The organism is Vibrio hyugaensis (genome assembly GCF_002906655.1).
Taxonomy (GTDB): domain Bacteria; phylum Pseudomonadota; class Gammaproteobacteria; order Enterobacterales; family Vibrionaceae; genus Vibrio; species Vibrio hyugaensis.
In genome coordinates this window covers 990,791-1,017,062 of record NZ_CP025794.1, presented here as the reverse complement: position 1 = coordinate 1,017,062, position 26,272 = coordinate 990,791, and the positions used below count along the sequence as shown (strand labels likewise).

Sequence of the window (26,272 nt, the reverse complement as noted above, 5' to 3'; positions counted from 1 at the left end):
ATTTCCAAAGAGTATTTATAGTGATTGGACGTCTTCGCGGCACTCTGCTTGAAAAGCAACCACCTGAAGTTTTAATTGAAGTTAATGGCATTGGTTATGAAGTACAGATGCCAATGAGCTGTTTCTACGAACTGCCAAACGTCGGCGAAGAAGCGATCATTTATACTCATTTTGTTGTGCGTGAAGACGCTCAACTGCTTTACGGCTTCAACACAGTCAAAGAACGTGCGCTCTTCCGTGAAGTAATTAAAGCGAACGGCGTCGGTCCTAAACTGGGACTGGGCATCCTTTCTGGTATGACGGCAAGCCAATTTGTCTCTTGCGTAGAGCGTGAAGACATTTCAACACTGGTGAAACTGCCTGGCGTTGGTAAGAAAACCGCAGAGCGCCTTGTTGTGGAAATGAAAGACCGCCTTAAAGGTTGGGGTGCGGGTGACTTGTTCACGCCATTTACTGATGCTGCGCCAACAGATTCGGCAGCGGCATCCAATAACGCAGAAGAAGAAGCGATCAGCGCGCTACTTGCTCTGGGTTACAAGCCAACTCAAGCATCGAAAGTGGTCTCTCAAATTGCTAAACCGGACATGAGCAGCGAGCAACTGATCCGTGAAGCGCTAAAATCAATGGTGTAACGGTAAGTCTAAGGTAACAATATGATTGAAGCCGATCGTTTAATCGCGCCTGAAAATCCTGCATTTCGTGAAGAAGACGTCATCGACCGAGCTATTCGCCCTAAGAAGTTAGCGGATTACCAAGGTCAGGACCACGTCCGTAACCAGATGGAGATCTTCATCAAAGCCGCTCAGCTGCGAAGTGAAGCGCTTGACCACTTATTGATCTTTGGTCCTCCAGGTTTGGGTAAAACTACGCTTGCGAACATTGTCGCGAACGAGATGGAAGTGAACATTCGTACAACTTCTGGCCCTGTGCTTGAGAAAGCAGGGGACTTGGCAGCGCTTCTCACGAACCTTGAAGAAAACGATGTGCTCTTTATCGATGAGATCCACCGCTTAAGCCCGATGGTTGAAGAAGTGCTGTATCCAGCAATGGAAGACTACCAGTTAGACATCATGATTGGCGAAGGCCCAGCGGCGCGTTCTATCAAAATCGATTTGCCTCCTTTCACGCTTATTGGTGCAACCACACGAGCGGGTTCATTGACCTCGCCATTGCGAGACCGATTCGGTATTACTCAGCGCCTTGAGTATTACAAAGTTAAAGACTTGCAGGATATCGTTCAACGCAGCGCGGATTGCCTAGGCTTGTCAATGGAATCGGAAGGTGCGTTAGAAGTTGCTCGTCGTGCTCGTGGTACGCCACGTATCGCTAACCGTTTATTACGCCGTGTGCGTGACTACGCGGAAGTAAAAGGTAATGGCCATATCTGTGTCGACGTTGCTGATAAAGCTCTGAACATGCTAGACGTCGATGCACAAGGCTTTGATTACATGGACCGCAAACTGCTTCTTGCGATTATGGAAAAGTTTGGTGGTGGTCCAGTCGGTCTGGATAACATGGCAGCAGCCATTGGGGAGGAGAAAGACACCATTGAAGATGTGTTAGAGCCTTATTTGATTCAACAAGGTTACTTACAACGCACACCTCGTGGTAGAATAGCCACCGATCGCGCTTATCTGCATTTCGGAATTGAAAAGTAAGATTCCAACGCTGGGCGCGCAGCGCTCAGCATTTCACCAATGTTGACCAACCTCTCATTTATTAAATCTCTTCTAATACTAAATAGGTAATAAAAACTTATAGATTGTTAACTCTATGTTCTTGCCTAACTGATTATTTTCTCTCCTGATTACTCTCTATTAACATACTCTTCTGATATCGTTTGATCTGGATCAATGTGATGGTTTTTTGTCCAAATTCAGCGCATAAAGATTGATATACATCAAAGCGGTTTCTCTCTATAAACCTTTTGAAACAAACTGTTTTTAGCAGTAATATTAGGTCTAGCTATATTAGCTGATGCTTAACAATTAACTAACCAACAAAGCACATTTTTGCAACAAATAGTTGTGATAATTCAACATTTTTCAAGTGTAAATTACACTTGTATATGGATTGCAATATGTAGAGAGTGTCATTCAGCCGACACATAGGAGTTACCATGATTGACGTAGTTGATCTGTCGCGGTTGCAGTTTGCACTGACAGCGATGTATCACTTCCTATTCGTACCATTGACCCTTGGTATGGCCTTCCTTTTGGCCATTATGGAATCAATGTACGTAATGACGAACAAGCAAATCTACAAGGACATGACCAAGTTCTGGGGTAAGCTTTTCGGTATTAACTTTGCACTTGGTGTGGCTACTGGCCTTACCATGGAGTTCCAGTTTGGTACGAACTGGTCTTACTACTCCCATTATGTAGGTGACATCTTCGGTGCACCACTAGCGATCGAAGCACTGGTTGCTTTCTTCCTGGAGTCAACTTTTGTTGGTCTATTCTTCTTCGGGTGGGATCGTCTATCAAAACGTCAACACTTAGCGGTAACCTGGTTGGTTGCTTTGGGTTCTAACTTCTCTGCACTTTGGATTCTTATCGCGAACGGCTGGATGCAAAACCCAGTTGGCGCAGAATTCAACTTCGAAACCATGCGTATGGAAATGGTGAGCTTTGCAGACGTTGTACTAAACCCTGTAGCGCAAGTTAAATTTGTACACACAGTAGCATCTGGTTACACGTGTGGTGCAATGTTCGTTCTTGGCATCAGTTCTTACTACCTATTAAAAGGTCGTGATGTGGCGTTCGCTCGTCGTTCGTTCGCTATCGCAGCTTCTTTCGGTATGGCAGCAATCCTGTCTACAATCGTGCTAGGTGATGAATCTGGTTACGAGCTTGGTGAAGTTCAAAAAGTGAAGCTAGCAGCGGTAGAAGCTGAATGGCATACAGAACCAGCACCGGCGGCGTTCACACTGTTTGGTTTACCGAACCAAGAAACAATGAACACCGATTACGCAATCAAGATCCCTTACGTAATGGGTATCATCGCAACGCGTTCGTTTGATGAGCAAGTAACAGGTCTACACGATCTACGTGAAGAGCACGTTGACCGTATCCGTACTGGTATGTACGCATACGAATTGCTTGAAAAACTGCGTGCAGGCGATAAGTCTGAAGCAAACATGACTGCGTTTGACGAAGTGAAAGGTGACCTAGGTTACGGCCTGCTTCTAAAACGTTACACAGACAAAGTTGTTGATGCGACTGAAGACCAAATCCAAGCTGCTGCGGATGATTCAATCCCAACAGTATGGCCGCTATTCTGGTCGTTCCGTATCATGGTTGCGTGTGGCTTCATCATGCTATTCGTATTTGGTGCGTCATTCATCCAAACATGTCGTCAGAAGATCGAACAGAAACCTTGGATTCTTAAAGCTGCATTGTTCAGCATTCCACTACCTTGGATTGCGATCGAAGCGGGTTGGTTCGTTGCTGAATACGGCCGTCAACCGTGGGCTGTAGGTGAAATCCTACCAGTACACGTTGCTGCTTCAGCACTAACTGCAGGTGAAATCTGGACTTCACTATTTGCAATCCTAGCGCTATACACTGCGTTCCTAATTGCAGAAGTATACCTAATGGTGAAATTCGCTCGTAAAGGTCCAAGCAGCCTGAAAACTGGTCGCTACCACTTCGAGCAAAACGCTGACTCTGTTGAAGACAAAGTTAGTCGCCAAGTAGAAGCGTAAGACAAGGAGACAACAAGATGTTTGATTACGAAATCTTGCGATTCATCTGGTGGGTACTGATCGGTGTTCTACTAGTTGGTTTTGCAATTACTGACGGTTTCGATATGGGTGTGGGCGCGCTTGTACCTATTATCGGTAAAAACGACACGCAACGCCGTGTGATGATTAACTCGATCGCTCCTCACTGGGATGGTAACCAAGTATGGCTTATCACTGCTGGTGGTGCATTGTTCGCAGCATGGCCTTTGGTTTACGCGACGTCGTTTTCTGGTTTCTACCTAGCGATGATCCTGACTCTAGCGGCACTTTGGCTACGTCCAATCGGTCTTGATTACCGTTCAAAGATTGAAGATAAAAAATGGCGTAACACTTGGGATATCTGTATCTCAATCAGTGGCTTCGTTCCACCAATCATCTTTGGTGTGGCGTTTGGTAACCTGCTACAAGGCGTTCCATTCCAACTGAACGAATTCTTAATGCCAACGTACCATGGTTCGTTCTTTGGTCTTCTTAACCCATTTGCGTTGCTGTGTGGTCTAGTAAGCTTGTTCATGATCCTGATGCAAGGTTCAACTTGGCTACAAATGAAGACAACTGGCGAAGTACACACTCGTGCTCGTAACGTTGCTCAGCTAATGGGTCTATTAACCGTGGTTGCATTCGTAGCTGCTGGCTTCTGGATTCAGAGCATCGAGGGTTACGTTATTGTAGGTGGTATCGACACTGGCGCTGCTTCAAACCCTCTAAACAAAGAGGTTATCCGTAAAGCAGGCGCGTGGATGACGAACTTCGAAACCTACCCAATGCTATGGGCTGCGCCTGTACTGGGTGTTGCAATGCCGCTTCTAGCTGTATTGGCATCTCGCCTAGAGAAGTGTGGTATCGCGTTCCTAACGTCTAGCCTTGGTAACGCGGGTGTTATCTTTACTGCTGGTATTGCAATGTTCCCATTCGTCATGCCATCAAGTGAGGTTTACGCACATAGCTTGACAATGTGGGATGCAACTTCATCTGAACTGACTCTGAACCTAATGACAGGCGTTGCGTTTGTTATGGTTCCAATCATCCTGGCTTACACGTCTTGGACTTACTACAAGATGTTTGGTCGCTTGGATGACAAGTTCATCGAAGAAAACAAAAACTCACTTTACTAAGGAGCTATTACTATGTGGTATTTCGCATGGATTCTAGGTGTACTACTTGCTTGTGCATTCGGTATCATCAACGCTCTTTGGTTAGAGCACTCAGAAATGATGGATAAAGACAGTGAGTAATCTCGCTGATAAGGTAGCGAAACTTCACGCACCAATGGACAAGACTTTATTGAGAGCCTTGGCCTTAATCCTCGGCTTTATGCACGTAGGATTGGTGATGTGGGATCCAAACGCATACCATCGAGAAATTGGTGGCTTTAATGCGTTTATCGCACCGGCACTGATTTGGGCAGTCTGCTCAAGCATGGTTTACGGTGTGGGCTTCAAGCCAAGAAATTGGTACTGGCAAGTATTGTTCAGTCCTTATTTCTCACTCGCTATCTTAGTTTATTTAACAGTACTCTATTTCATGTAAGCGTTACACTCTGAAATAAAGTCGGTTATTAAATCATCGAATAAAAAGCCAGGCGTCTTGTCTGGCTTTTATTTTTTCTACAAAATTCAAAAATATTCTCTTCGCTCAGTACCAATTACTGCCGCTTCAGTTATAGTAATTGCTTTAAAGAATTGAAAGTACTGGTACTCCCTTGCAAGGCACATCTAATCCCTTCCGCTGGCCGATCACCGTGTATTATGAAGATACCGATGCGGGTGGCGTTGTATATCACTCTAATTATTTAAAATTCTTTGAACGCGCACGCACTGAGATGTTGCGTGCAAAAGGCATTTCTCAACATGTGTTATTGGAACAAAACATTGGCTTTGTTGTCCGACACATGGATATCGATTTCAACCAAGGGGCGAGACTGGACGAGCATTTGACCGTTCTTACCCGAGTGTCAGAAATAAAGCGTGCGTCCCTGCAATTCTGTCAAGAGTTAGTCAATGATGAAGGCAAAACATTGTGCAAGACAATTGTTAAGGTAGCATGTATCGATAATAAGAAAATGAAACCAATAGCTATCCCATCTTTTATCAATTCGGAGCTAACAAATAGTGACTGCTGATATTTCCATTTTAGATCTCTTTCTTCAGGCCAGTCTGTTGGTAAAGCTTGTGATGTTGACCCTACTAGGCATGTCAATTGCGTCATGGGCAATGATCATTAAGCGCAGCAAAGTACTGTCTCAAGCATCAAAAGACGCTGAGTCCTTTGAAGACAAATTTTGGTCTGGTACCGATCTTTCACAGCTGTACCAAAAAGTGAAAGCTCGTAAAGACGACATCGGTGGCACAGAAGAAATCTTCTATGCTGGTTTTACCGAATTTGCACGCTTGCGTAAGAGTAACGCTAACTCTCCAGCCTACATCATGGAAGGTACAGGTCGTGCAATGCGTGTTTCTGTAGCTCGTGAAGTGGATGAACTAGAAACCAGTTTACCGTTCCTCGCAACGGTCGGTTCCATCAGCCCATACATTGGCCTATTTGGTACGGTATGGGGCATCATGCACGCCTTTATTGCATTGGGTGAAGTGAAACAAGCAACACTATCTATGGTGGCACCCGGTATCGCAGAAGCACTGATCGCAACAGCGATGGGTCTGTTTGCAGCAATCCCTGCGGTAATGGCTTACAACCGTCTAAGCAACAAAGTAAGTAAGCTAGAGCATACATACGCAACTTTCTCTGAAGAATTCCACAGCATCCTGCACCGTCAAGCAATGGCGGGTCGAGACAGCGCGAATAAGGAATAAGGCATGGCGGGTTACCAACCTAAAAAGCGTAAAATGACCGCAGAGATTAACGTTGTACCTTATATCGACGTTATGCTTGTACTGCTGATCATTTTCATGGCGACCGCTCCATTTGTCACTCAAGGTGTGGATGTAGACCTTCCAAAAACCTCTACCGCGGAATCAATGCAAGATCTTGCTGGTGAAACAGACAGTAGCTTCATCATCATTGAAATCGATCGCGATGGTAATTTGGGCCTAAGCGTTAATGATGAAGAGGTTCAACGCGGTCTATCACTACAAGACGTCATTGTCCGTGTGAAAGCAGAGCGTGAAATCAAGCCTGATTCACCGGTTGCAGTCGGTGGTGATGCGGCAACGCCATACGCTGACGTTGTGCTTTTGCTTGACGAGTTAAGTCGTGCAGGCATCCCAAAAGTGGGTCTGATGACCGATATCAGGGAATAGACATCGAGCATCTATGAAAGACAACAAGAAAAAAACCAAAGAATACACCAAGCCGATAGCAATATCGGTTGGTTTGCATGCGCTGCTGGTAGTGGCTCTGCTTTGGGGTACGGATTTCACTATGTCGAAACCAGAGCCGACAGGGCAGATGGTTCAGGCGGTTGTTATTGACCCGAAGCTTGTCCAACAACAAGCCAAAGAAATTCGTCAGCAACGTGAGAAAGCGGCAAAAAAAGAGCAAGATCGTCTTGATAAACTGAGACGTGAAGCTGAGCAGCTGGAAAAGAATCGCAAAGCTGAAGAAGAACAGATTCGTAAGCTGAAAGAGCAGCAAGCGAAAGACGCCAAAGCCGCTCGTGAAGCCGAAGCTGCTCGCAAGAAGAAAGAGCAAGAACGTAAGGCCGAAGAAGAACGCACTCGTAAAGAGAAAGAGCGAGCAGCAAAAGCCGAGCAAGAACGTAAAGCCAAAGAAGAGGCCGTACGTAAAGCAGAGCAGGAACGTGCAGCGCGAGAGAAAGCCGCTAAAGAAGCGGAAGAAAAAGCGAAACGTGAACGTGAAGCCGCAGCAAAAGCCGAGCAAGAACGCATCGCGAAAGAAAAAGCAGCCAAAGAGGCCGCTGAGCGCGAACGTAAAGCTCGAGAAGCCGCAGAGAAAGCAGAGCGTGAACGCAAAGAGCAAGAAGCGGCGCTGGATGACATTTTTGCTGGTCTAGAAAGTGAATCCGAACTTAACCAAGTAGCGAAGAATCAACATGTTGATTCGGAAGTTGGTCGTTATGCAGCAATCTATAAACAGCTAATCGAAAGTCGAATCATTAAGGATGATTACCTTGTGGGAAAGTCGTGTAGGCTGAATATTAAGCTTGTGCCAACTGGAACAGATGGCGTAGTAAGTGGTGTTTCAGTCATTAGCGGTGATGCTCGATTATGTGGTGCGGCAAAGAGTGCAGTAAACCAAGTTGGCAATTTCCCTATGCCAAAAGACCGCGCAATTATAGATAAAATTCGTGATATTAACTTAACAGTTGATTATTAATTTAAGGAACTGAGACGTGATTAAACGCCTTTTACTAGGAATGTTTGTACTGCTTGGCAGTCTAACGAATGTGGCTCACGCTGCATTAGAGCTGGTGATTACCGATGGTATTGATTCAGCACGACCAATTGCTGTTGTTCCCTTTAAGTGGGAAGGCAGTGAGCCTCTTCCGACTGATATTTCCGCTGTGATTGCCTCTGACTTGCAACGCAGTGGTAAATTCAGCCCGGTACCGACCAGCAAAATGCCCCAAACGCCAACCAACGAATCAGAGGTAAACTTTGATGCGTGGACCGGCTTGGGCGTAGATGCATTATTGACCGGTTCAATTAAGAAAAACGAACAAGGTAACTACGTGGTTAACTACCAGTTAGTTGACGTTGTTCGTGGCCAATTAACGAAGGGCCAGAGCAAAGCTCTCGGTGATGACGGAGAACTGGTTCTTTCCAAAGACCACGTGTTGTTTAACAAGGTAGCGACGGTAGAAGGCCCACGCATGCGTGAATACGCTCACCGAATTGCGGACCTTGTCTACGAGCAATTGACTGGCGAACGCGGCGCATTTATGACTCGTATCGCTTATGTTGTTGTAAACGACAAAGATCGCTTCCCTTACCAGCTTCGTGTTGCCGATTACGATGGTTACAACGAACGTTTAGTACTTCAATCTAAACAGCCACTGATGTCTCCAGCATGGTCTCCTGATGGCCAGAAATTGGCTTACGTGAGTTTCCAGAACGGCCAAGCTGAGATCTTCATTATGAACATCTACACCGGCGAGCGAGAGAAAATTACGTCATACCCTCGTCACAATGGTGCGCCAAGATTTTCGCCTGACGGCAGTCAGTTAGCGTTGGTTCTTTCTAAGACAGGTTCACTTCAGGTTTACACGTTGGATCTGAAAACTCGTAAGCTGACACAAATTACGCGTGGCAGATCAAATAATACAGAACCGTACTGGCACCCTGATGGCAAATCACTGATTTTCACATCTGACAGGGGTGGTAAACCTCAGATTTATCAAGTAGATTTGGGCAGCGGTTCTACTAACCGTTTGACTTGGCAAGGCAGCCAAAACTTAGGTGGTCAAATCACTCCTGATGGTCGATTCCTTGTCATGGTGAATCGCAGTGATTCGGGCTTCAACTTGGCTAAGCAAGATTTGGAAACAGGTGCTCTTCAGGTACTAACAAAAACATTGCTTGATGAGTCTCCGAGCATTGCCCCAAATGGTGGCATGGTTATCTATAGCTCAATCTACAACAAGAAAAACGTACTATCGATGGTGTCAATTGATGGTCGATTTAAAGCTAGATTACCGGCAACAAATGGGCGTGTCAGAGCTCCCGCATGGTCACCGTTTTTGTAGTAATAAAATTGATTAATAAAGGAAAATAAGATGCAACTGAACAAGGTTCTAAAAGGACTGCTAATCGCGATTCCTGTGATGGCAATGACGGCTTGTAGCTCAAGTGATGACGCGGCTTCAAATACGGGTGCAGAAACCAACACTAGCGGTTCTGAAACAACAGTAGTAACGCCAATCGATCCAAACGGTCAATTGACAGAGCAAGAGCTAAAAGAGCAAGCACTACGCGAAACTCAAACTATTTACTTCGCATTTGATAACTCAACAATTGCAGGTGACTACGAAGAGATGCTAGCAGCTCACGCAGCTTACCTAAGCAAGAACCCTGCTCTTAAAGTGACAATCGAAGGTCACGCTGATGAACGTGGTACGCCAGAGTACAACATCGCACTAGGCGAGCGTCGTGCTGAAGCGGTATCAAATTACCTACAAGCGCTAGGTGTTCAAGCTGACCAAATCGCTATCGTTAGCTACGGTGAAGAGAAGCCACTTCTTCTAGGTCAATCAGAAGATGTTTACGCTAAAAACCGTCGTGCGGTTCTAGTATACTAATTCGAGGTAAACCTCATGTTCAGTAACACTAAGCGCGCTGTTACGCTTACGTTACTGGCAAGTGCAGCGAACTTCGCGTTCGCTGCACCAGCTCCAGTATCAGATCTCAACAGCACATCATCAGTATCAACTCGATCTTCTTCAGAATCAGATGTCGAGCGTTTAGAGCGCTTGCTGCAAAATCGCAACCGTGTTCAGCTCCAAATGCAAGAGCAAATTGACCAAATGTCACAAGAGATCAGTGATCTACGTGGTCAGTTAGAACGCAATAGCTACGAAATGCAGCAAATGTTAAAGCGTCAACGTGAGTTGTTTGTCGAGCTAGATCGTGTGCGTGGTGAAATGAAAGCTGCGCCAGTAAAAGAAACCAAGCCTGCAGAAACAGGTGGTAAATACACGTCCAACGCTGATGAGCAAACCGCTTATCAAGATGCCGTGGATTTGATCCTTAAGAAACGCGACTACACGGGCGCTATTGCGGCTTTCCAGCAGTTCCAAAAGGATTACCCGAACTCGACTTACTCAGCAAACTCCCACTATTGGCTAGGCCAGTTGTATTTTGCTAAGAAGCAAGACAAAGAAGCAACGAAGAGTTTTTCAGCTGTGGTTTCTTACAAAGATTCTAACAAGCGTGCAGATGCATTGGTTAAGCTAGGCGATATTGCTGAGCGTAACAATAATGCTGCACAAGCGAAGAAATACTATCAACAAGTTGTCGATGAATACGCCGGCAGTGCGTCAGCGAAAATCGCGAGCGCTAAGCTGAAGTAATAAGACTCACACATTGAGACTAATAAAGGGAGCTTCGGCTCCTTTTTTCTTGTTTGCTCGTTTTACTTCACTGGTTTTTCTTTGCTACAACCCAATTCTATTTTGTCGATAGAATAGTTATTTGCGTCAAAGATATACGGCTAGACTGCTAGAAATTCCCGCTCTGGGTTGGTTTTTGAAAATTAACAAGGTTACAATACGCGGATTAAAGGAAGTTGCGTAGAGCAAGAGCAATGAGCCACATACTAGATAAAATCGAGACAGTTTACCCATTCCCTCCAAAACCAACCCCATTAAGCCAAGAAGAAAAAGCCGATTACATCGAGCGAATCAAAAAGCTGCTTAAAGAGAAAGATGCCGTGCTTATCGCACACTACTACACCGATCCTGAGATCCAAGCATTAGCGGAAGAAACGGGTGGTTTTGTTGGTGATTCGTTAGAGATGGCGAAATTTGGTAACCGTCATCCAGCAAGCACATTGATCATTGGTGGTGTTCGCTTCATGGGCGAATCTGCAAAGATCTTAACACCAGAAAAACGCATTCTAATGCCAACGCTAGAAGCGGAATGTTCACTTGACCTTGGCTGCCCTGCGGATAAGTTTAGCGAATTCTGTGACGCTCACCCTGACCATACGGTTGTGGTATACGCAAACACTTCTGCGGCGGTTAAAGCACGCGCTGATTGGGTTGTAACGTCTAGTATTGCACTGGAAATCGTTGAACACCTAGACGCAGAAGATAAGCCAATCATTTGGGGCCCAGACCGTCACCTAGGTTCTTACATCGCAAACAAGACTGGCGCAGACATGCTGCTGTGGCAAGGTGAGTGCGTAGTTCATGACGAGTTCTCTGCGGACGCACTGCGTAAGATGAAGAACGTATACTCGGATGCGGCAATCCTAGTTCACCCAGAATCACCAGCTAGCGTGGTTGAGCTGGCAGATGCGGTTGGTTCTACGAGTCAGCTTATCAAAGCGGCGAAAGAGCTACCTCATCAGAAAATGATTGTTGCAACTGACAAAGGCATCTTCTTTAAAATGCAACAACTAGTGCCAGAGAAAGAACTGATTGAAGCACCCACTGCTGGTGCGGGTGCGACCTGTCGCAGTTGTGCGCACTGTCCTTGGATGGCAATGAACGGTCTTAAAGCGATTGAAAAAGCATTGAATGAAGGTGGTGAGGAACACGAAATCTTCGTTGATGAAGCGCTGCGTGTGAAATCACTCATCCCATTGAACCGCATGCTAGACTTTGCTGAGCAACTGAACATGCAAGTGAAAGGCAACGCATAGTCGTTTAGCTTGTTCTGGCATCAGTTTGCCAAGACAAATCTCAAAAACCAGCCGAATTTGGCTGGTTTTTTTGTTTCTTACAATCAATGGGTTAGTATTTACATATAGTAATCAGAAAGGAATCGGAAACTTATGGCTGTATGGCTAGTCTTGAAAAAATGGTTCAGCGCCCATCTTTTCAAATTGAGCAACCGAAACCTTCTCGTCATTAGTGCGAGTTATATCGCTATCTCTTGGTTATTGCTGGTTCTCGCAGGGGAGCACGCACTTACTGACAATTTCTCCAACTTCATTTATTACCTCATGGTGACGGCTTCTACCGTTGGTTATGGTGATCTTTCACCAACCACGAATACTGGGAAATGGGTAGTCGTTCTGTTTATTATCCCTGGTGGTTTAAGCTTGTTTGCTGCCATTTTGGGACGGGTAGCAGGAGGAGCGATTGATTATTGGCGAGCAGGCATATTGGGTAAACGGAGAGTAAGAGTGGAAAACCATATCGTATTGTTGGGGTGGAATGGCGCAAGGACCATGCACCTTATTCGTATGTTGCAACATGAAGAAGCGGGTAAGCGCCCCATTGTGTTGTGCAGTCGGTCAGATATAGAGAACCCACTTCCTGGGGAAATCGGTTTCATCAAGGTGAACAGTTACACTGATGCGCAAGAGATGAAAAATGCCAATATTACGGAAGCCAACTGTATCATTGTTGATAATCTTTCCGATGATATTACCCTCTCGGCGGCCTTGTATTGTGCGTCAGTGAATCCTGCTGCACACTTGCTCGCCTATTTTAAAGATGATGCTTTGGGTCGTCTACTTAGCCAGCATTGCCCTAAAGCGGAATGCATTCCTGCGGTTGGCGCAGAGATGCTCGCGAAGGCAGCGGTTGACCCGGGGTCGAGTGCTCTGCACCAAGAGCTACTGGCATCGACAAGAGGCATGACGCAATATTCGGTGATCTACCCAGAAGATCAAGCGACAACCAATGTAGAAACGATCTTTAGTTTTATTAAAAAGCATCACCAAGCAACGTTGATCGCGTTTGATCTTGGCAATGGCATTGAGCTAAACCCTGATCTTGACGTCGCTGTCCCACCGAAGACTAAGCTGTTTTACATTGCCGACGAGCGAATCGATGACTTCGCTTGGAACGAAATGAATAAGGATAAATAATGCACATGATTGCCGACCTGTTAGCAGGTTTCCCTAACTTTCTTCTCTACTTTTCCGTTTCGATTATCTTCGTGTTAGCGTTTAAATTCGTTTACGTGAAACTGACGCCATACGATGAGTGGCACCTAATCAAAGAAGAGAAAAATACCGCAGCAGCAGTCGCATTAAGTGGGGCATTTCTTGGTTACTGTTTAGCGATAGCGGGCGCGGCGACCAACTCGGTTAATATTGTTGACTTTATGGTTTGGGGCGTTGTTGCCATGCTGGCTCAAATCATTGCTTTCGGCATCGTGCGATTCATTCTGCTGCCTAAAGTCTCTGAGCGTATCGAGAATGATGAAGTACCTGCAGGTATTGTACTCGCAGGAGTTTCTGTCTCTGTCGGTGTACTCAACGCAGCTTGCATGACTTACTAGGAGGGGCGATGAAACGCAGTTCCAACGTAAAACGCTCTTCGATGGATAAGAGCTTCAAAGTCGGACGAATCATTCCGTTTGTGGCTTTTGGTGGTATTTTCTTTCTCGCTACTCATGAATCGAAAACAGAAGGTTATATTTATACTGATGCAGATGAATGTAAATCAGATGCACCAGAGTTCAGCGAGCAGTGTGAAATTGCCTACCAAGAGGCGATGGCGAGAGCAGAAGAAAACGCACCGCGCTATAACAACGAGTTTGAGTGTGAAGACGATTTCTATGAAGACGATTGTTATTACAGCTCACGCCACCGTTCTTATGTTCCGTTTGTGGGTGGCTACTTCTTCAGTCGCGCAGTAAGTGGCCTCAGTGGCTACAACAAAGGCTACTATTCCGAGCCGATGTATCGCTACAAGTCGAAGTATTACAACGGAGCAGGGCAGTTCTACGGGTCCTACCGTAACCAATCAACCAAAGTCGCAACCAGCAACCTAAATAAACGAGGTGGTGGCACGATGGGACGAGCAATGTCTCGAGGTGGTTTTGGTAAAGCCGTCTCTGTTGGTCGAGGCGGTTAACAGCATTTATGTTTCGAAGAGAAATACAAGAAAGAGAAAACTGGCGTGATTTAGCACGCCAGTTTGGTTTTGGGTTCCACTCTATGTACGACCAACCGTACTGGGATGAGAGTGCTTACTATCAATTCACATTAGAGCAAATTGAACGAGACATAGAAGCGCCAACGGAGGAGCTTCATCAAATGTGCCTTGAAGTTGTAGACGAAGTCGTTCGAAGTGAGCGATTACTGACTCAATGCGCCATTCCTGAATCCATGTGGTCCCAAGTCGCTTCTTCTTGGAGAAGCAGAGAGCCGTCGCTTTATTCTCGACTGGATTTTGCCTACAACGGTTCATCACCAGCAAAGTTATTAGAAAACAATGCCGATACACCAACGTCCTTATTTGAAACGGGTTTTTGGCAGTGGGTGTGGTTGGAAGATGTCGTTAACAAGGGCCGTATTCACCAAAGCGCTGACCAATTTAACATCCTGCAAGATTTCTTGATCGAACGTTTTGCTGAGATTGCCAAATTGCAGCCGGGACAAACGCTTCACTTCAGTTGTTGTAAATACACAGAAGAGGACAAAGGTACCGTCCAATATTTAGAAGATTGCGCTCGTGAAGCGGGCTTAACGACTGCGTTTGTTTTTGTTGAAGATATTGGTGTTACGGAAGAGGGCCGTTTCGTCGATTCCGATGACCGAGCGATTCGTTGGATGTTCAAGCTCTATCCGTGGGAATTTATGTTTGAAGAGGAATACAACCAACACTTGGCAACGGCGAGCGTGAACTGGTTAGAGCCAATGTGGAAGTCAATCCTCTCTAACAAAGCGTTGTTACCGTTACTCTGGGAGCGTTTTCCAAATCACCCTAACTTACTGCCGGCGTATTTTGCTAATGATACAAAAGCGAACAGTTTGAAAGACTACGTCATCAAACCACTATTTTCTCGTGAAGGGGCGAATATAGAGATTGTGAAGAATGGACAGCGATTGGTGAAAACTCCAGGGCCGTATGAATCGAGCCAAAACATCGTCCAGCAATATCATCCATTACCTAAGTTTGGCCAGAGCCATACCTTGATTGGCAGTTGGCTGGTCAATGACAAAGCCGCAGGAATCTCGATTCGTGAGGATAATAGCTTAGTCACTCAAGATATGGCGCGTTATATTCCTCATGTTATTTTGTAGTCGGCGGGCGATTTATCTTGATTTGATAGCCTGTAATAAGATTGTCGATAAAAGAAATGGAAGGCGAAACCTTCCATTTCAATCAGTACTTAGAGTTTGATCTTATGTAACTTTGGTTGCCATTTTGCTTTTGTCGCTTCGGCTTCTGGTGTGACACCGACTTTATGGTCTCCAATAATGTTCAAAGCATAACGGTTATTGGTGCCATCCACGTACCTGCTGATAAGTTTGTCTCCTTCCCAAATCCACTTTTGAGCAAGAGTCTCATTACAAAAATCAACGGTTACGCTTTTATCTGGCAAGACTGCTAGGCATCGTTCAGGGGCGATACGACTGCGGTAACGTTCTTTGTCATCTAGTCCCCAAACTTGGTTCCAGTCTCCGTGGCACTCCCAGCCACCTACATCGACATCTCCGTCGTTGTTTGTGCCATAGACATCAAGACAGAAATTATTATCGCTGAGTGATTGAAGTGTCACATGAGCTTCTGGGTCAAACAACGGGTGATTCCAATCTATGCGTATACGTTGTCGAGCCGTTGAAGAGTTTGATGAGTAGCCCGCTGGCTCATAAACCGAGAAAAATGGCGAAGGCATGATACTTCCAAAACGTGCTCGATAAGCGAGTTTTACACCAATTTCAAAATCAGTTGTGCCTTTTTGAGATACAGGCGTTTCATAAAGAACATCAAAGTTAGGTTTAAAGTTTGCGTAAGAGATTGGATTAAATTTTGACTTGTTAAATACCCAACCACTTCCCCAATGCGCAGAGGTAAAGTAGCAACCTAGCTCTTGGCGAACCAATTCGTCGCAGCCTTTTTCATCAAATCCTCGCTCAAAGGAAACGTTAAAATCACTCAGAGAAGAGCTGTTATTGATTCGATAATCTTTTGTATCAAACACCAAGGTTTTCGAGTTGGTATAACTGAATGAACCAGACACTTCAGCACTTCCTTTTGGACCGTCTTTACCAACTTCGGCTCCTACTGAGCCATTAATTCCGATCGAGTAACCAATCGTATCGCGGTGTTGGTAGTTTTGATTCTCATTATTCGGGAAGTCATTGGCTTTCTTTGGGATATAACCACTAACAGGTTTCACCCACAAGTCATAACTGCTGGCGAAAGGGCCAATGTAGGTACGGCGGTTTGCCCAGCTTTGAAACCAGCTATGATCTTGCTGTAAGAAATTGACTAGGTGAATCCCTGTCCCTGGTTTTTGTGCATCAACCGTAAAGCGCACGATTTTCGCATCTGGGGTAGTGATGCCTTCTGAAGTCGAGGATTGGATAGAGCGCATTTGTTCGACATTAACGCGAACATCAATCGATGCACTGGCATCACACCAGTCACGTGTCTTATCAAACTCACCGCTGGTGTGTAGAACACATTTGATATTAGAGCTGGTGATGTAGATCGGTTTTGACACAATAGGTACATACTCTTCAGCCATTGTATTCATTGATATTGTGAGCAATGAAAGCGTGAAAATAGTAGATGTTTTCATATTATTTTCCTCCAAAACCAAGACGAGTTAAGCTGTGAACCAAGGATTGATTAATGCTTTCTAGCTCAGCTTCAGGGTTATTGAGTGGATTGCCGTTTTCATCCACAACATCACTGACAACAGCATTGACCAAATTATCGCCTTGATATACCCCCGTGACGATAACAGGAGCTGAGATACCAAGCCCCGTAATATGTTGACTCTGTTCTATTTTTTCTTCATCGCTTGCGATAGTACTTAGATCGATAATGACGATATCACCTTTCACGACGTGTGACTTCGCGATAGCAATTTGGTTTTCTGAAGCCGTACCAACATTGATGTATAGCGCATCTCCTTTGGCAAAACTGCCATCATAGAGTTGAGCTGACTGTTGGAAATGTTCGGAGACAGACTGCGAAATTTCATTTTCACCGCTAAGTATTTGAATATCTGCAAAGACATTAGCGGTAAAAAATGAAGAGAGTAAAGTTAGAGTGATGAATGATTTTTTTATATTTAAGGGCATATATAGCTCCTAGTAAACGTTGTTATATTATTGCTACAAACGTAAATTAGCTTTCCATGATGTTTTTCCGTAGTCCTTAAACGAGAATAAATAACCGTATTAAATAATTCCCGTTAATAATTTAATAACACGGTGTGTTTTTTTTATAAAGTCACGAATAATTAATATTATTGAATGTATATTCACTGTTAATTTTATTAATTGTGATCTTTATTCTAATTTGCATCTAAGGGAATTAATAAGAGGGTTGGTTTTTGTTGCTTACTAAATGATCTTAATGAGAGTTTTGTTAATTTGTTTGGTTGATGGGTCGTTACGGTTTTTTAGTTGGTTTTGGTCAGTAATTATCTCCCTTTTCTTAGTGATAATTACTAATTTTCTATTCGAAGTGATTGTTATTGTGGTTTTTTTTGTTTTTGCAATTGGATTGCTTTAAGTCAACAAACGGGTTTGAAAATGATCATTAAAGCAATGGTGAGTTTTTATTGATGGTTGTGTTTTTAGAGTTTTAACTCAAATTTAAATTCGTGGTAAATTTGTTGTTTTGAACAAAAACGTAAAGTAGTTCACATTATTTCCTATTAACAAAATAAAATATTATGATTTATTTTTTAATTTTACTTATTTAGATTGTAGTATTTAAAATTGGTTTTTTAATTACATTTTTATCATTTAATTGTATTTGTTAGCTATCATTTTTGTTGTTCGTTTTGGACTAAATTAATTTGAACTAAATTAAATGACACTAATTTTATGTTTATAAAAGTAGAATCTCAGTGCTGTGAATAAATGTTTAATTAATATTTCAGACAATATCTCATACATAGCACTTACATGATCAAAAAAGGCTCTCCAAACCGGAGAGCCTTTCATATTTATTTCGTGTACTAATTTTAAATACGGTTCTAGATGCGTTAAAGCGCTTCTGCAAGCATAACGCCGCGCTGAGTTAGGCCACCAAGCATCATTGGCATCGCGTTGAAGATTTCTTCAAACTGCTCTAGACCTTCCATACCTTGTTCTGCAAGCGTCGCGATCGTGGTCTCTGGATCGTACAGCATCGTCAAAGAAAGCAACACACCACCAAGTAAGGCACTGTCTTCGCTATCCTCAGGCATCAAGGTTTCCCAATCATCGCGAGTCAATTGCCAGCCTTGAAGTACACCCTCACAGAAATCACGTGTGTTTGCAGATACGATGTCTTGATCATCCAACTCACAGCCTTCTGGCCATTGCCACGCGCCTTCCAGAAGCGCTGGGCGAGTTTGGTTCCACATTTGAACAATTTCATCAATGTACTGTTCTAGTTGTTCGCCGTCAGAGAAGGGTGCTGTTTCTTCTCCGCCCCATAGGAATGGCAGCCACTCTTGAGGGTTTAGCACGTTTGGCGCAGAGGCCATTGCCGTTACAAAGCCCTGAGTTTTCGCTAGGTTTAGTAGTTTTCCATCAAGTTCTGGAAGAGAAAGGATGTCTTGTAGTTTCAAAATAGAATACCATTTGTTAATGGGCTGGTTGGTTGCGCTCATATTACCAATCAATTATTGATAAATCGATATTAGGGAATGATTCGTCTACATCTATGGAAATTCGTTCGTCACTCAGAAAAAAAAGCATTCTCGCCCTAACGCTTTATTTGTGCTTTTTCATCGCGACCATTGGTTCTGTTGTGTACCTTGTGGTCGAGCCTCCAGTGCGTGAAAAACTCGAACGTAATCTGGATCTGCGTACCCAATTGCTTGCCTCACAGATAGAAGGGCCTCTGACGAGTTCGGTTGGACTCTTAAATAGCTTAGTGGGGTTAGGGCAGACACCAACGCCAAGGGTTTCACTTCAAGATACCATCCCACAATTACTCGCAGTCAGTGACGACATCATTGTGAGTGGTGGTTTATGGCCAAAACCGATACTTAAAGATGAACGCTGGCAATACACGAGCTTGTTTTTCAATAAGAATGAAAACGGCAGTCTTGATCAAATTCACTCCTACAATAATCCAGAATCCGGTGGCTACGACAATGAGCCTTGGTACCAATCTGTAGTAAACCAGCCCGCGGGATCAGTCAGTTGGTCTGGCGTGTATATCGATACCTTCACTCAGGTACAGATGATCACCGCTTCAGCGCCTTACTATAAAGATGGCGTTTTTGCTGGTGTCGCAACCGTAGACTTATCTTTAGAAGCGTTATTCCAGTTCATTCGTGAGCATACCAACCAATACTCATTGGGCGTTGTGATTCGTGATGCTGATGACCAAGTTGTTATTGAGCACAACTTCCAACTCACCAAAGACATTTACATTAGCCAGTTAGGCTTTGGTGGTTTTGATTGGCGCATGGACGTAGTCAACGCGAAAGTCAAAGTATCTGACCAAGTCTTTAATCAGGTAATGAGTGTCGAGACCGGCATCATCCCATTTTTGCTTCTGTGTGTGCTGGTGGGTTACTACCTGTTAAACCGATACATAGTTGAACCCATTGTACGTATCGCTCAGAAAGTGGATGACTCTAAAACTGGGGGCATCATCGATATCGCCTATGACAGCGAAGACGAGATCGGCCATCTGATCACTAAGTTCAACGAGAAAACCATTTACCTTGAGCGTGAGAGAGTAAAAGCACAAGCGTCTACCAATGCGAAAACGGCTTTCCTAGCAACTTTGTCTCATGAAATTCGAACACCGATGAATGGCGTGTTGGGAACTGCCCAAATCTTGTTGAAGACCCAACTGACGGATGAACAAAGAAAGCATCTCAACACCTTGTATGACTCAGGCGATCATATGATGACGTTGCTCAATGAGATCCTTGATTATTCGAAGATTGAGCAGGGGCACATTGAGCTGGATAACACACCTTTCCCAATTGAATCGATCCTCGGCAGTATCAACAGTGTTTATCACACCTTATGCGCTGAAAAAGGTCTGCAATTCCGCATTATTTCAAACGTGCCGGAAGGTCGTTGGTACAACAATGACAAAGCACGTTTGCGCCAAGTGTTATTTAACTTGCTCAACAACGCAGTGAAATTCACAGACCGAGGCTTTGTCGAAGTCGAGTTGGCAGAGCATGTGCACAAAGACAAAACCAAGCTGACCATCAGTGTGAAAGACACGGGTATCGGTATCAACCCAGACGCGCAGAAGCGTATCTTCAGACCGTTTGAACAAGCGGAGTCTTCTACTACTCGACGTTTTGGCGGCACAGGTTTGGGGCTTGCGATTGTGAAGCAGATTTCTGAACACATGGGCGGGGGCATTACAGTACAAAGCCAAGAGTGCATTGGCACCAAGTTTGTTGTCGAACTAGAACTTAATCCGTGTGAAGCGGGTGTTTTGGAATCAACCAATACACATAAACTCGATTGCCAAGGATTACGTGCGCTTATCGTAGAAGATAACCGCACCAATACCATCATTATGGAGACCTTCTTACGTTCGAAAGGCTTTGTGTGTGTTTGTGTCGAGAACGGGCAGCAAGCGGTAGAGCAGGTAACGAAGCAAGAGTTCGATTTGGTCTTAATGGATAACCACATGCCAGTGCTCGACGGAGTGGGAGCCATTGCAGTGATTCGCTCTATGGATACACCAGCAAGTTCCGTGCTGATCTTTGGTTGTACTGCCGATGTATTCAAAGAAACACAAGAGCGCATGCTTGACGTGGGTGCCAACCATATTATTGCCAAACCTATTGTTGAATCTGAGCTTGATGATGCCTTGTACCGACATGCTTCAATGCTTTATCAGTACCAAGATAAAAAGAGTGCCGAGCAGCCCAAACCACAAAACGCAGAGGCACTACTGCTGAACTTCTATATGGCGCTAGATGACGATAATTTGGAACAGGCAATGTCAACGCTTTCTCATATTTTCGAGAGTGTCCAGCCAAGTGTCTCAGACGAGCTAAACAAGGTTATCCAGCGGATCGAGGATTACCTAAGTAAAGCGCTCGCTCCTGAAGAAGAAGATATCGACAAACTGACTATGTTGCTCGCAGATCAATAACCTATCCATTTCTACAAAGTGGTGTGGGCGTTTGCCTGCACTACTTTTGGCTTCTTTCCATCTTCCCAACTCTACAAACTTCGCATTTACTCTGAAAATCCTTCTCCAAGTAGCATAAGCCGATCTTTTTGAAATTCTCTTACCAGATATTCGTCTGGTTTTTTGTGTTTTAGCGCGAGCTAAGTCGTTCGTTGGTAAGTAAATTACGTTTTTTAACTTCATTTTAGGTCCTTTAACGGTGCTTTTTACTGGTTTTGGTGAAAGCTGCTACTTTGGGGCTTAAAGTTGGTTATTAATTTACAACTAATATTTTAAAACGGAATCATAAACTGAAAATATTGTGCTCTAATAGCGTCATTAACTGCTATGTGGTTCTAAATGCAGTAAATCATTTTATAGATGTCGTTTTTAATAGTGTTTGATTTTAGAGGTTGTAAATGAAGTCTCGTGGACCATTTTGTATTCGTAACGCCGCAGCGGATACTTTTGCTATGGTGGTTTTTTGTTTTATCACAGGGATGATCATTGAGATTTTGATCTCGGGTATGACGTTCGAGCAGTCTTTGGCATCGCGTACGTTGTCTATTCCAGTCAACATCGCAATTGCATGGCCTTATGGCATGTTCCGTGACTGGGTACTGCGCCAAGGCAACGAGCTTTCACCTTCATCTTTCATGAAGAACGTATCTGACTTGATGGCCTACGTGCTATTCCAATCTCCGGTTTATGCGGGCATTTTGCTGGCTGTAGGCGCTTCTACTGACCAAATTATCACAGCAGTAGCGAGTAACGCAGTTGTGTCTTGTGGTATGGGTGTACTTTACGGTTACTTCCTTGACCAATGCCGCCGTTGGTTCCGAGTACCTGGCTACTATCAAGAAGCATAATTGCCCCTGTTTTATGCAATTTAGCTAGATAGTGAGCAAACAAACGCAAAAGGGCGCTTTTTTTCGTGTTTAGCCTTGACCATCAGGCACATAATCATTAAATTAACGCCTCGTTAGCCAATGATGCTAACCACAATTTGATTCGGTGAGTTGTCCGAGTGGCTGAAGGAGCACGCCTGGAAAGTGTGTATACGGCAACGTATCGAGAGTTCGAATCTCTCACTCACCGCCACATTCTAAAGCCCCAGCAGAAATGCTGGGGCTTTTTCGTTTTAGTGCCATAAGAAATTTATTTGTAACGCACATTAGCTTGTAGCTTCATAGCGACCCTAACTCTTGTAGGTATCTACCTTACATTTTCTTACCTTTGTGTTTATCAGCTATGGTCAATAGGTTGCACTTGTTGGGATTTACCTCATGGTTTTTTAAACTTCCATTAAGTAATCTCCTTTGTGTTTATATAAAACTAATTACATAGGTGAGCTAGATGGACAAACAGGCGGCAGAGCAGTTACTCAAAACAGCAATCGGTGATGAAGGTGCTCAATTTCGAGATGGTCAATGGGAGGCAATTGACGCACTGGTAAATAACAATCAGAAATTGCTGGTAGTTCAACGAACAGGTTGGGGTAAGAGCTCAGTTTACTTCATCAGTACCAAAATCTTCAGAGATAGGGGCCAAGGACCAACCATCATTGTGTCACCTTTGCTTGCATTGATGCGCAACCAAATAGAATCTGCAGAGAGATTAGGATTAAATGCGGTTCGTTGGGATTCAACAAACCGTGATGAGAGACCTGCAATTTTGCATGCGCTCAGAAACAATGAAATTGACGCGCTATTAATCCATCCGAAACAGTTTTCAAATGAAGAATTTAGAGAGCAAGTATTAGAGCCGATCTCTGATTACGTGGGCCTAATGGTTGTTGATGAGGCACATTGTATTTCTGACTGGGGTCATGATTTTATTCCTGAATATCGACAGATCGCTAATATCTTAAGCTCACTGCCCGCGAACACGGGGGTGTTGGGAACCACTGCTACTGCTAATAATAGAGTGGTCAACGATATTCATCGCCAACTCGGTGATATTCAAATTCAACGTGGTGAGCTAGGGCGTGACAGCTTATCGCTACAAAACATCAGTTTACCTGATCAAGCTTCAAGGCTTGCTTGGCTTTCTCAGATAATTCCGCAATTAGATGGTACTGGTATTATTTACACTCTTACTACACGAGATGCGGAACAAGTTACTGAATGGCTAGTACGAAACGATATTAATGCTCGCGCTTATCATGGAAAAGTTACCCACCCTGATTTCGTTAGCCCTACAGGCGACCTCGATACCAATCAATATCGTCAACATCTAGAAGATTTGCTACTTAATAACCAAATAGATGTGTTGGTTGCAACGATGGCTCTAGGCATGGGCTATGACAAACCTGATTTAAGCTTTGTTATTCACTATCAATCACCAGGTTCAATTGTTGCTTATTACCAACAAGTAGGAAGAGCGGGGCGTGGTATCGATAACGCAGTTGGCGTGCTTTTGTCTGGGCGTGAAGATGCGGATATTCATGAGTACTTTCGCTCTTCAGCATTTCCTAGTCTTGAGCAAATTAATGAAATTCTAGATGAGCTTGCTCCTGTAGATGGATTGACAATGCGTCAGTTGGAAGAACGTACAAATCTTCGTTTTGGCCAAATTGAGAAAGTGCTGAAGTTGCTTAGCGTAGAGAATCCGGCTCCTGTAGTTAAAGAGGGCTCACAATGGAAACGTACATCAGCTAGGTTCAATTTGGATCAGGATAGAATCGAACATCTGACGCAACAGCGAGAATTAGAATGGCAAGAGGTTCTAGATTATCAAGTGAGTGATAGTTGTTTAATGCTTTATCTTCGTCAAGCTCTGGATGATGAGGAAGCACAGCCATGCGGAAGATGCGCTGTGTGTCTTGAACAAGAAATTGTGAGTAGTGCTATAAACCCTTCATTAGCTCACGATGCAGGCATTTTTCTACGCCATGCAGAAATGCCAATAAAACCAAATGTTCAGGTTGCAGCAGGAGCATTTGTTGAAGAAGGTTTTAGAGGTAACTTACCGCTCGAATTGAGAGCTCAAGAGGGCAGAGTATTATCTCGTTGGGGGGATGCTGGTTGGGGGCAAATGGTAAGAGATGACAAACATGAGAATCATTTCCGAGATGAGCTGGTTGATGCTATGGCAGAAATGATACTTGAACGTTGGGACTTGGAAGAACGACCAACTTGGTTATGTTGTGTATCATCCCGCAACCACCCTGAACTAGTTCCTGACTATGCTAGGCGATTAGCTGAAAGGTTGGGGCTAGAATTTGTCGACGTGATACAAAAAGTTAGAGACAATGAGCAGCAAAAGTTCCAGCAAAACCGTTTTCATCAGTGTCGTAATTTAGATGGTGCTTTTGAAGTTCAGGAGCCTATACCCGAGGGTCCTTGCTTCTTAGTGGATGACATTGTTGATTCAGGTTGGACATTAACTGTTATAGCGGCGAAGCTTCAGCAAGCTGGCAGCGGAAAAGTATACCCGGTCGCTTTAGCTTCCACATCGGTAAATGATTAATGAATTTAACAACAACAGCACAAGCGATTATCCTGCTTACCAGTTACTTTGGTAAGCAGGATAAAGATGCCGCAAAGCCGCTCACTAATGCGGAGTGGGCGCGTTTCGCTATGTGGTTGAGAGATAGCAAAATCAGTCCTGCCGATTTGCTGGATAACAACGAGAAAGCGTTGTTATCTCATTGGCGCGATCCCAAAAATAAAGTCACTCAAGATCGAGTTGAAGCCCTTTTAAAGCGAGGGCACAGCATGGCACTAGCGCTCGAAAAATGGAGTCGCTCTGGCTTGTGGGTCATTACTCGTGCTGACAAAGATAGCTACCCCAAACGTCTACTTCACCAACTTGGTAACCAGGCTCCTCCTGTACTCTATGGATGCGGAGACAAAGCGCTGCTCAAGGCTGGTGGTGTTGCAGTCGTAGGTTCGCGTAATGCTTCGCTTGCAGATCTAGCTTATGCCGAACAGGTTGGGCTTAAAGCGGCGAGTGCTGGTTTGGGGATAGTTTCTGGTGGAGCAAGAGGAGTCGATGAGTCTTCAATGCTAGGGGCGATGAATGCTGGTGGTGCCGTTGTGGGTATACTCGCTGATAGTTTGTTGAAAGCTTCCACTTCAGCAAAGTACCGCAGTGGCTTAATGAATGGCAATGTTGTACTAGTCTCTCCTTTCAACCCAGAAGCTGGATTCAACCGCTTCAATGCAATGGACAGAAACAAATACATCTATTGTTTAGCGGATACCTCTTTAGTCGTTCATTCAGGTGCTAAAGGTGGTACTTGGGAAGGTGCTATCCAGAACTTAAAGAAAGCTTGGGTTCCTACTTGGGTGAAACAAACCCAAGACTCTTCGGCTGGCAATGCTAGAATTGTTGCAGCAGGAGCAAGTTGGTGTAGTGAGAACATTGCAGAGCTGGATGTTCAATCATTGTTAGTTAACAGCGCTTACTCTAAGGTTAACAACCAAACGGACTTGTTTAGCCAACCACAAGCAGATTTATTCGCACAGCCAAATGAAATATCTCAGAGTGAATGCAACGATGAGCTGCCTGTAGAGGACGGTCCTGAGAAAGAAACGAAAAATAATGAGGCGTTGGTAGAGACTAAAGAATCCGCTTCACTAACACATTCAGAGCCTGAGGTTGTTTCCAAAGACAGCTTTTATCAATTGTTTGTTCAGTATCTACAAACTGTAGCTAGAGAGCCAATATCAGAAGCAGAACTTGTTGAAGCATCAGAACTGCACAAAGGGCAGGTAAAAAGCTGGTTAGCTCTCGCTCTAGAGCAAAAATTGATAAACAAATTAACAAGGCCGGTTAGATATCAATGGATTGATGAAAGTTGAAGACGAACTCTCTCAACCAGCAGATTGACAGCGACAAAAAAGGGAAGGTGACTTCCCTTTTTTGTA

At 44.3% G+C, this 26,272-nt stretch carries 25 protein-coding genes and 1 tRNA gene; 23 read left to right on the top strand and 3 right to left on the bottom strand.

Annotated features, from left to right (window positions below):
- Positions 1–20: 20 nt before the first annotated feature.
- From ruvA to C1S74_RS05210, 18 genes are all read left to right on the top strand, one after another.
- Positions 21–632, top strand: coding sequence for a Holliday junction branch migration protein RuvA (ruvA, locus tag C1S74_RS05295; protein WP_045400680.1), 612 nt, complete (start codon positions 21–23; stop codon positions 630–632).
- A gap of 21 nt (positions 633–653) precedes the next feature.
- Positions 654–1,658, top strand: coding sequence for a Holliday junction branch migration DNA helicase RuvB (gene ruvB / locus C1S74_RS05290; protein WP_045400683.1), 1,005 nt, complete (start codon positions 654–656; stop codon positions 1,656–1,658).
- A 461-nt stretch (positions 1,659–2,119) separates the two neighbouring features.
- Complete coding sequence (gene cydA, locus C1S74_RS05285) at positions 2,120–3,706, top strand: cytochrome ubiquinol oxidase subunit I (protein ID WP_038866802.1); 1,587 nt, start codon at positions 2,120–2,122, stop codon at positions 3,704–3,706.
- A gap of 17 nt (positions 3,707–3,723) precedes the next feature.
- Positions 3,724–4,860 (top strand): cytochrome d ubiquinol oxidase subunit II, encoded by a 1,137-nt coding sequence (cydB, locus tag C1S74_RS05280; RefSeq protein ID WP_045400685.1) that lies wholly within the window; start codon positions 3,724–3,726, stop codon positions 4,858–4,860.
- A gap of 12 nt (positions 4,861–4,872) precedes the next feature.
- Positions 4,873–4,980, top strand: coding sequence for a cytochrome bd-I oxidase subunit CydX (gene cydX, locus C1S74_RS05275; protein WP_000270284.1), 108 nt, complete (start codon positions 4,873–4,875; stop codon positions 4,978–4,980).
- Positions 4,973–5,275, top strand: a complete 303-nt coding sequence (gene ybgE / locus C1S74_RS05270; protein ID WP_045400688.1) for a cyd operon protein YbgE — start codon at positions 4,973–4,975, stop codon at positions 5,273–5,275. Before cydX ends, ybgE begins: the two co-directional genes overlap by 8 nt.
- A 172-nt stretch (positions 5,276–5,447) precedes the next feature.
- Positions 5,448–5,867 (top strand): tol-pal system-associated acyl-CoA thioesterase, encoded by a 420-nt coding sequence (gene ybgC, locus C1S74_RS05265; RefSeq protein ID WP_010447291.1) that lies wholly within the window; start codon positions 5,448–5,450, stop codon positions 5,865–5,867.
- Positions 5,857–6,555: a protein TolQ gene (gene tolQ / locus C1S74_RS05260; RefSeq protein ID WP_038866810.1), complete on the top strand. Its 699-nt coding sequence runs from the start codon at positions 5,857–5,859 to the stop codon at positions 6,553–6,555. Before ybgC ends, tolQ begins: the two co-directional genes overlap by 11 nt.
- 3 nt (positions 6,556–6,558) lie before the next feature.
- Complete coding sequence (gene tolR / locus C1S74_RS05255; protein WP_038866811.1) at positions 6,559–7,002, top strand: protein TolR; 444 nt, start codon at positions 6,559–6,561, stop codon at positions 7,000–7,002.
- Positions 7,003–7,015: 13 nt separating this feature from the next.
- Positions 7,016–8,038, top strand: coding sequence for a cell envelope integrity protein TolA (gene tolA, locus C1S74_RS05250; RefSeq protein WP_045400691.1), 1,023 nt, complete (start codon positions 7,016–7,018; stop codon positions 8,036–8,038).
- Between the two features lie 16 nt (positions 8,039–8,054).
- Positions 8,055–9,407 carry a Tol-Pal system beta propeller repeat protein TolB gene (gene tolB / locus C1S74_RS05245; RefSeq protein ID WP_080869721.1) on the top strand — a complete coding sequence of 451 codons (1,353 nt, stop codon included), beginning with the start codon at positions 8,055–8,057 and terminating at the stop codon, positions 9,405–9,407.
- Between the two features lie 30 nt (positions 9,408–9,437).
- On the top strand, positions 9,438–9,959 hold the full coding sequence (pal, locus tag C1S74_RS05240; protein WP_038866814.1) for a peptidoglycan-associated lipoprotein Pal: 522 nt from the start codon (positions 9,438–9,440) through the stop codon (positions 9,957–9,959).
- A 15-nt stretch (positions 9,960–9,974) separates the two neighbouring features.
- Entirely contained in the window at positions 9,975–10,730 is a 756-nt protein-coding gene (ybgF, locus tag C1S74_RS05235; RefSeq protein ID WP_045400694.1) for a tol-pal system protein YbgF, read from the top strand.
- 233 nt (positions 10,731–10,963) lie between these two features.
- A complete protein-coding gene (gene nadA, locus C1S74_RS05230; RefSeq protein WP_045400696.1) occupies positions 10,964–12,025 on the top strand; it encodes a quinolinate synthase NadA in 1,062 nt (353 codons plus the stop codon).
- A 132-nt stretch (positions 12,026–12,157) separates the two neighbouring features.
- Positions 12,158–13,201 carry a potassium channel family protein gene (locus tag C1S74_RS05225; protein WP_045400699.1) on the top strand — a complete coding sequence of 348 codons (1,044 nt, stop codon included), beginning with the start codon at positions 12,158–12,160 and terminating at the stop codon, positions 13,199–13,201.
- Positions 13,201–13,617 (top strand): DUF350 domain-containing protein, encoded by a 417-nt coding sequence (locus C1S74_RS05220; protein ID WP_045400702.1) that lies wholly within the window; start codon positions 13,201–13,203, stop codon positions 13,615–13,617. The genes C1S74_RS05225 and C1S74_RS05220 overlap by 1 nt, the downstream gene beginning before the upstream one ends.
- Before the next feature lie 8 nt (positions 13,618–13,625).
- Positions 13,626–14,195 carry a DUF1190 domain-containing protein gene (locus C1S74_RS05215; RefSeq protein ID WP_045400704.1) on the top strand — a complete coding sequence of 190 codons (570 nt, stop codon included), beginning with the start codon at positions 13,626–13,628 and terminating at the stop codon, positions 14,193–14,195.
- A gap of 8 nt (positions 14,196–14,203) precedes the next feature.
- Positions 14,204–15,367 (top strand): glutathionylspermidine synthase family protein, encoded by a 1,164-nt coding sequence (locus tag C1S74_RS05210; RefSeq protein WP_045400707.1) that lies wholly within the window; start codon positions 14,204–14,206, stop codon positions 15,365–15,367.
- A gap of 89 nt (positions 15,368–15,456) precedes the next feature.
- Here the strand turns inward: C1S74_RS05210 and C1S74_RS05205 are convergent, their stop codons facing one another.
- From C1S74_RS05205 to C1S74_RS05195, 3 genes are all read right to left on the bottom strand, one after another.
- Complete coding sequence (locus C1S74_RS05205) at positions 15,457–16,872, bottom strand: leukocidin family pore-forming toxin (RefSeq protein ID WP_045400710.1); 1,416 nt, start codon at positions 16,870–16,872, stop codon at positions 15,457–15,459.
- A 1-nt stretch (position 16,873) separates the two neighbouring features.
- The gene (locus C1S74_RS05200) at positions 16,874–17,380 is read right to left on the bottom strand and encodes a cytolysin secretion protein (RefSeq protein ID WP_045400711.1); all 507 of its coding nucleotides are present in this window, start codon (positions 17,378–17,380) and stop codon (positions 16,874–16,876) included.
- A gap of 914 nt (positions 17,381–18,294) precedes the next feature.
- Entirely contained in the window at positions 18,295–18,906 is a 612-nt protein-coding gene (locus C1S74_RS05195) for a YecA/YgfB family protein (protein WP_103415244.1), read from the bottom strand.
- A gap of 53 nt (positions 18,907–18,959) precedes the next feature.
- On the opposite strand from C1S74_RS05195, the gene C1S74_RS05190 reads away from it, so the two are divergent.
- The 5 genes from C1S74_RS05190 (at position 18,960) to C1S74_RS05170 (ending at position 26,206) form a co-directional block, all read left to right on the top strand.
- Entirely contained in the window at positions 18,960–21,380 is a 2,421-nt protein-coding gene (locus C1S74_RS05190; RefSeq protein WP_045400714.1) for a hybrid sensor histidine kinase/response regulator, read from the top strand.
- Positions 21,381–21,817: 437 nt separating this feature from the next.
- Positions 21,818–22,267, top strand: a complete 450-nt coding sequence (locus tag C1S74_RS05185) for an L-alanine exporter AlaE (protein WP_045400716.1) — start codon at positions 21,818–21,820, stop codon at positions 22,265–22,267.
- 144 nt (positions 22,268–22,411) lie between these two features.
- Positions 22,412–22,499, top strand: a tRNA-Ser gene (locus C1S74_RS05180).
- Between the two features lie 255 nt (positions 22,500–22,754).
- Complete coding sequence (locus tag C1S74_RS05175; RefSeq protein ID WP_045400718.1) at positions 22,755–24,869, top strand: RecQ family ATP-dependent DNA helicase; 2,115 nt, start codon at positions 22,755–22,757, stop codon at positions 24,867–24,869.
- Positions 24,869–26,206, top strand: a complete 1,338-nt coding sequence (locus tag C1S74_RS05170; protein ID WP_045400720.1) for a DNA-processing protein DprA — start codon at positions 24,869–24,871, stop codon at positions 26,204–26,206. The genes C1S74_RS05175 and C1S74_RS05170 overlap by 1 nt, the downstream gene beginning before the upstream one ends.
- Positions 26,207–26,272: the final 66 nt, after the last annotated feature.